Source organism: Paenibacillus sp. Soil750 (assembly GCF_001428045.1).
Taxonomy (GTDB): Bacteria; Bacillota; Bacilli; order Paenibacillales; family NBRC-103111; genus Paenibacillus_E; species Paenibacillus_E allorhizoplanae.
In genome coordinates this window covers 1-6,034 of sequence record NZ_LMSD01000035.1, presented here as the reverse complement: position 1 = coordinate 6,034, position 6,034 = coordinate 1, and the positions used below count along the sequence as shown (strand labels likewise).

Annotated in this window: 8 protein-coding genes, 7 tRNA genes and 1 rRNA gene; 15 read left to right on the top strand and 1 reads right to left on the bottom strand. The window is 43.6% G+C overall.

Features of this window, described 5'->3' with window-relative positions; translation table 11 throughout:
* The 12 genes from rrf to ASL11_RS27400 all read left to right on the top strand — a co-directional run.
* Window positions 1-107 (top strand): 5S ribosomal RNA (rrf, locus tag ASL11_RS27455); the annotation flags it as partial.
* Between the two features lie 89 nt (window positions 108-196).
* A tRNA-Tyr gene (locus tag ASL11_RS27450) sits at window positions 197-278 on the top strand.
* 12 nt (window positions 279-290) lie between these two features.
* A tRNA-Trp gene (locus tag ASL11_RS27445) sits at window positions 291-364 on the top strand.
* A gap of 10 nt (window positions 365-374) precedes the next feature.
* Window positions 375-449: transfer RNA gene (locus ASL11_RS27440), tRNA-Gln, on the top strand.
* Window positions 450-465: 16 nt separating this feature from the next.
* Window positions 466-541 (top strand) — tRNA-Lys (locus tag ASL11_RS27435).
* A gap of 20 nt (window positions 542-561) precedes the next feature.
* Window positions 562-641: transfer RNA gene (locus ASL11_RS27430), tRNA-Leu, on the top strand.
* Between the two features lie 42 nt (window positions 642-683).
* Window positions 684-755 (top strand) — tRNA-Gly (locus ASL11_RS27425).
* Window positions 756-764: 9 nt separating this feature from the next.
* Window positions 765-838, top strand: a tRNA-Pro gene (locus ASL11_RS27420).
* A gap of 209 nt (window positions 839-1,047) precedes the next feature.
* Window positions 1,048-1,470 carry a VOC family protein gene (locus ASL11_RS27415; protein WP_056621929.1) on the top strand — a complete coding sequence of 141 codons (423 nt, stop codon included), beginning with the start codon at window positions 1,048-1,050 and terminating at the stop codon, window positions 1,468-1,470.
* 28 nt (window positions 1,471-1,498) lie between these two features.
* Window positions 1,499-2,086, top strand: a complete 588-nt coding sequence (locus ASL11_RS27410; protein ID WP_056621926.1) for a thioredoxin family protein — start codon at window positions 1,499-1,501, stop codon at window positions 2,084-2,086.
* A gap of 207 nt (window positions 2,087-2,293) precedes the next feature.
* Window positions 2,294-2,959: a thiaminase II gene (gene tenA, locus ASL11_RS27405; protein WP_056621923.1), complete on the top strand. Its 666-nt coding sequence runs from the start codon at window positions 2,294-2,296 to the stop codon at window positions 2,957-2,959.
* A 104-nt stretch (window positions 2,960-3,063) separates the two neighbouring features.
* Window positions 3,064-3,249 (top strand): hypothetical protein, encoded by a 186-nt coding sequence (locus ASL11_RS27400; protein ID WP_056621921.1) that lies wholly within the window; start codon window positions 3,064-3,066, stop codon window positions 3,247-3,249.
* 54 nt (window positions 3,250-3,303) lie between these two features.
* Here the strand turns inward: ASL11_RS27400 and ASL11_RS27395 are convergent, their stop codons facing one another.
* Window positions 3,304-3,729: a helix-turn-helix domain-containing protein gene (locus ASL11_RS27395; RefSeq protein WP_056621919.1), complete on the bottom strand. Its 426-nt coding sequence runs from the start codon at window positions 3,727-3,729 to the stop codon at window positions 3,304-3,306.
* 185 nt (window positions 3,730-3,914) lie between these two features.
* Here ASL11_RS27395 and ASL11_RS27390 point away from each other — a divergent pair, with 185 nt between their 5' ends.
* The 3 genes from ASL11_RS27390 (at window position 3,915) to ASL11_RS27380 (ending at window position 5,778) form a co-directional block, all read left to right on the top strand.
* The gene (locus ASL11_RS27390) at window positions 3,915-4,358 is read left to right on the top strand and encodes a HEAT repeat domain-containing protein (RefSeq protein WP_056621917.1); all 444 of its coding nucleotides are present in this window, start codon (window positions 3,915-3,917) and stop codon (window positions 4,356-4,358) included.
* Between the two features lie 25 nt (window positions 4,359-4,383).
* Window positions 4,384-4,581, top strand: coding sequence for a DUF3934 family protein (locus ASL11_RS27385; RefSeq protein ID WP_056621915.1), 198 nt, complete (start codon window positions 4,384-4,386; stop codon window positions 4,579-4,581).
* Window positions 4,582-4,710: 129 nt separating this feature from the next.
* Window positions 4,711-5,778, top strand: a complete 1,068-nt coding sequence (locus tag ASL11_RS27380; RefSeq protein ID WP_056621913.1) for an FUSC family protein — start codon at window positions 4,711-4,713, stop codon at window positions 5,776-5,778.
* The last annotated feature ends 256 nt before the right edge of the window (window positions 5,779-6,034 follow it).

Sequence of the window (6,034 nt, the reverse complement as noted above, 5' to 3'; positions counted from 1 at the left end):
ATGGCGGAGGGGACCCACGCGTTCCCATCTCGAACACGACCGTTAAGCCCTCCAGCGTCGATGGTACTTGAACCGCAGGGTTCTGGGAGAGTAGAACGTTGCCAAGCAGATACCTAATATAGGGATCTTTAATCGAAGATTAAAGTCTCTCTGCATGGGTATTTTTTTTGTCTAGTAAGATTTGATTTGCCTTTATGGAGGCTTAGTGAAGTGGCTAAACACGGCAGACTGTAAATCTGCTCTCTTCGAGTTCGGTGGTTCGAATCCATCAGCCTCCATATACCTTATTTAGGGGCATAGTTTAAGGGTAGAACAAAGGTCTCCAAAACCTTTGGTGTGGGTTCAATTCCTGCTGCCCCTGCCAATAAGATCAATGGGGATTAGCCAAGCGGTAAGGCAACGGACTTTGACTCCGTCATGCCAAGGTTCAAATCCTTGATCCCCAGCCATTTTTTCACAACACATGAGTCATTAGCTCAGTTGGTAGAGCACCTGACTTTTAATCAGGGTGTCGTAGGTTCGAATCCTACATGACTCACCACTTGCCTTATTTACCAGCATGCGCGTATGGCGGAATTGGCAGACGCACTAGACTTAGGATCTAGCGGGCGACCGTGGGGGTTCAAGTCCCTCTACGCGCATCATCGTCCCTAGGTTGCTTCATGCAACTTAGGGACCCCTATGCGGAAGTGGCTCAGCGGTAGAGCATCGCCTTGCCAAGGCGAGGGTCGCGGGTTCGATCCCCGTCTTCCGCTTTTTATCTTCGGGACGTAGCTCAGCTTGGTAGAGCACCTGCTTTGGGAGCAGGGGGTCGCATGTTCAAATCGTGTCGTCCCGATATCAACCACAGTTCTTCATCAAGTGATGAAGGATTGTGGTTTTTTGTTGTGATCATTTGTTTTTGACCGAAGTGTTGCAGTCATTCTTATTTCACATAGAGTTACCCTTGGTTACTTAGTTACCTTGATGTAACTCATTTTCTAACCACGCCTGTTCGAGTATACTGGAAATGAAGTAAAAGTATGAATTCTAAGGAGGCAAAAGTAAGTGGGTACGAATGCGAAAATAGGCGGCGGCGGGTTTCATCACGTTGCACTCAGAGCGAATGATTTTGACGCGACAGTCAAGTTTTATACAGAAGGTTTAGGCTTTGTAGAGAAGAATAACTGGGGCGAAGGGAATAAGCGCGCGGTCCTGTTAGACTCTGGCGATGGGAATTATATGGAGGTTTTTGCTGGAGGAACAGGTGAGCAAATTCCAGAAGGTTATTTCTTTCATGTTGCTTTACGCAGTAATGATGTAGATGGAGCAGTTGCAGCAGCAGTTGCTGCCGGAGCTATCGTTACGGTAGAACCGAAAGACGTGATCCTAGGCGTGAACCCGCCAACACCTGTGCGTATTGCTTTTGTCAAAGGATTAAATGGTGAAATTATTGAGTTTTTCCAGAGTACTGGAGAGAACCAACTATAAATTTTCAGGGATGAGAGGGGCTTGTGAGATGGCTTTTACCTTTACTTTATCGCTCGGAGATGAAGCGCCTGATTTTTCATTACCAGCTACGGATGGACAAACATACGCGTTAAATGATTTCAGAGATGCGAAAACTCTCGTTATATTTTTCACGTGCAACCATTGCCCTTATGTGATCGGTTCTAATGAAGTAACACGCGAAACTGCCAATCGGTATAAAGATAAAGGTGTACAGTTCGTTGGTATCAACGCTAACAGTGTGAACACCAAGCCAGAAGATTCCTTTGATCATATGGTATCGCACATGGAGGAGCATCAATATCCATGGACGTACCTGAGAGACGAAACCCAAGAAACGGCATTAGCCTATGGTGCATTAAGAACGCCGCATTTTTATGTCTTTGATGAAAATCGCAAATTAGTTTACACGGGACGTGGCGTAGATAATCCTAAGGATGCATCAAAAATCACAATAAATAATTTAGATATCGCGTTAGAAGAGCTGACCTCTGGTCAAGCGATTACACTACCGTTGACGAACCCACTTGGCTGTAATGTAAAATGGGACGGTAAGGATGCGCATTGGATGCCTGCTGATGCGTGTGACTTGGTATAGCATACTTCTGTTAGTATACATATCTCACAAAATTGAAAGCAATGAGCCTCCATACCGTGGAGGTTCATTTTTTGTATGCTACCTAGTCTACTTATTCATTCCTAGTGATTGAGTTAAAATATGGTAGAATAATAGAATTCACCAAATCTACTAACAGTAACACACTCATCTATTCAGTATACAATCACATACCAAAGGAGAACCATAATGTCCTTTACACAGCATTTAGTGCAGAAATATCAGCACGAATGGCGCCAAACCCAGCAACACCCCTTTGTTCAAGAATTAGGTCGGGGAACCCTAGACCGCAATAAGTTCAGGTTCTACATGATCCAAGACTATTTATATTTAATTGATTATGCCAAATTGTTCGCATTAGGAGCTGTCAAGGCGCCAGATCTCACAACGATGAGTGAGTTCTCAGCGTCATTAAGTAACATTTTGCATGAAGAAATGGGCATTCATCGTTCCTACGCAGCTCGCTTCGGTATCACCAGGGAAGAATTGGAGCAGGCAGAACCTTCCCCAATTACACTCGCTTATTCGCATTACATGTTGCATGTAGCACAGAATGGCGGATTAGCGGAGTTAACAGCAGCATTACTTCCTTGTATGTGGAGTTACTGGGAGATCGGTCGCATGTTGAAGGAGTTCCCAGGTGCAGTGGATCATCCTGATTATGGTGAATGGGTGAGGGGATACAGCTCAGAGGAGTTCGGTAAACATGCACAATGGTGCATAAATTTAATGGATCGACTAGCCTTAGGGAAATCAGAAAGTGAATTAGCACGATTAGAAACTATTTTTTTGAATACGACTCGCTACGAAACGTTGTTCTGGGAAATGTCGTACCAACAACAGATGTGGCTGTAATTTCCGTCACAAGTGCCAATGAAACGCATTCATAAGAGTCAATAGAACGAATATACATATACGGAAATCATCAAAAGTTGGTTATCAACTGGGAGGTGTTTCGTATGATTTATTGGATTTTGGCTGTGATTGTCGTGGTCGTTGGTGCACTGGTCATCCTGAGTGTAAGAAGAAGTAAATCCAAAGCGCCTGCTGAAGTGAAAACACACAAGCCCTGCTCTTACTGCAACGAGGAAATCGCTATTGATGCGCCTGTGTGTAAGTATTGTAGGGGGGTTGTAGTGAGTTAAGTTGATACTAGGAATTCCGGTTAAAAGGGGAAAAGAAAAGCAACGAGTCATTCGCTACGTGCGAGCCGCTCGTTGCTTTTTTGTATTTGTGTTAGTCATTCTTGCTTCGTCTACTGCTTCTTTAGCATCTAACGTTCCTAGGAAATCACTCGCCGTCCTGACAATATATTGAACTTCATCAAGCCCACGTTCCATAAGCATGCTTTTGTGAATATCGATAATCAATTTCTTTTCATGGATGCCATCTACACCGTCAAGTTTTTGAAAATTAAACAACTCGCTCGGGTCTATGTCTAACGCATTCATTAGTGTTTCTAACGTGGTAAATGAAATGTTCCTTTGGCCTCGTTCAATATCCGATATGTGCGATTTGCTCATACCGACTTTGCCTGTTTTTTCAGCAAGCTGATCCTGTGTGTATCCCTTAAGCTTTCTAATCATACGTAATCGCTCACCAACGAGCCTTAGGAAATCGGACATCTCATTCACCTCAAGTTGAGGTTATTGAATTCGAACCCAAAAGGAGATACCTATATATGGTGATTTAATATGAAAAATCCTGTATAAATGGTACTTCCATAAACTAAACATATCAAAAAGTTGGCGCTCTGCCCAAAAAAAGTGTAACATCTAACACATATAGCCACAGAAGGAGCTTGAATCAGTTGAATATTGAATTACACAATGAGTTACCTACCGATTTTGAAGAGTTGAAAAAAGCAGCAAACCGCACATCCAATTGGAGGGAGCGTCTTTCTGCCGTTGAAGCATTAGGTGAACATGGCGATCAACAATCGGTTCATATTCTTAAACGTATAATGACCAATGATACCGTGTATGCGATACAGGAGACGGCTTACCGTAAGCTCAAACTTTTAGGTGAGGATGTGCAACTGCCCCCTCGCAAAAAAGGTGATTTAATTAAAGGCGTGGGTAAAATTTTACTTCGCATCAAGAAGAGCTTGCCTGAAGGTCATACGTATGAGGCTTTCAAGGAGAAGCTGCAGAAAATGAGAAGTGATGTTTATGACACTTACGAAGGTGACAAAGGCTCTGATTTCGATCAATGGCTAGAATCGACATGGTCGGGTTTATTAACTAATAAATAAGAAGCAACACGTATGGAGTGAGTTTATGGCTAAGGGTAAAGGTGGAACAGGTAGAGGTACTGACAGCAAAGGCTGGAACCGGTGGAAAGCAAGTGAGAACCGGGCGAAGAGTGCCCCGAAACCCTACAAGAGTAAAGGTTTGAAAGCCGCTGCAATCGCGGCCAAGGCTGCAGGTACTTCAAATACTTCAAGTACCGCGAGTACCAAAAGCACCAAAGCTTAGCAAATTGCTAACCAACGAACCACCTTCGGCATCTTGCGAGGGTGGTTTCTTTGTTGAATCAACTGTTTTTGCATCAATCACATGACCTGTGTAAGATAGATGTAGGATATTTTGGATGAGGTGAGAGTCATGGTATTTGGGGCACGCGTGTGGAAAACAGGCATCGCTGTTGCATTAGCTTTATACATAAGTGCTTGGCTCGAATTCACGCCACCAGTCATTGCGGCTGTTGCTGCGATCTTTGCGATGCAGCCTTCGATTTATCGCTCCTGGCGTTATTTCTTAGATCAGCTGCAGACCAATATTATTGGTGCGGCTTTCGCTCTGTTGGCGGGGATGTTTTTTTCACAAAATGTGATTGCCATCGGCATTGTATGTATTATTGTTATTATTCTAAGTTTACGTTTACGAATGGAAGAAACGATAGGTCTTACCTTAGTAACCGTTGTGGCTGTGATGGAGGCGTCGGGGGAGTGGCGTTTTGCCGTTAATCGGCTGTTGCTTAGCTTGATCGGGATAGGATGTGCCTTCGTGGTGAATGTACTATTCTTCCCACCTAAGCCTAAGGAACAATTCGCAGCGCAGATCGGATCTATTTTCAGCAAAATGTCACTGCTCCTCCGGACTGTGATTTCGAATGAGATCAAGGAAACGGTGTTTCGTGAAGAGAAGGAAAGTCTTCGTAATAGCTTAAAGTCATTATCTGAGAAGTATAGACTTATGGAAGAAGAAATTAAAAAGTTGAAGGGCAGCGGCTCCAAAAGGATCCGCGAACTCGTCGTGTACAAGCAGAAGCTGCTTGTCATGTCCAAAGGGCTTGAGGTGTTGGAAGCTGTAGATGAGCATTACTTTCAGGCTTCCCCAAGTGCAGAAACGGATGTATGTTTTGACGATCATATGGAGAAATTGATCAAGTACCACGAGCATGTACTCTTGAAGTACGATGATAAGTTAAAGGATACAAGCTCGGATAGTTTGGAAATCGAAGCGGAGAACGAACAGTTTATGATCGATCTCCTTGCACGGTATAGCGAACAACCAAGCGGTATGCTTCGACTCTCCATTGTGGCAGCAGCTATGTATGACTATGGTCATCAGATTGCGCGTTTGGATAAGCTTGTGGAGCATGATCATCGAGGGGAGACTGAAGAGAGGGAACCTCTTGAAATTTTGCTCAAAAGTATTCGACTCAAATAGTGCAGATTAAGTTTGCATTACGAAATGGTTTGTGCTATATTATGTTTCTTGCTCCGAACAGGACAGGCATGAACAAGCACAAACCATGGAGTCTGAACGTGTTGATTATCTTCACGAATGGATGAAATAAAATAAAGCTTGCAAATGAAAAATCAATATGGTATATTACTTCTCGCTGCTTCGGTAACACGGCAGTGAGCGAAAGAAATTGATCTTTGAAAACTGAACAACGAGTGAGTAAGCACAGTCGAGTAAT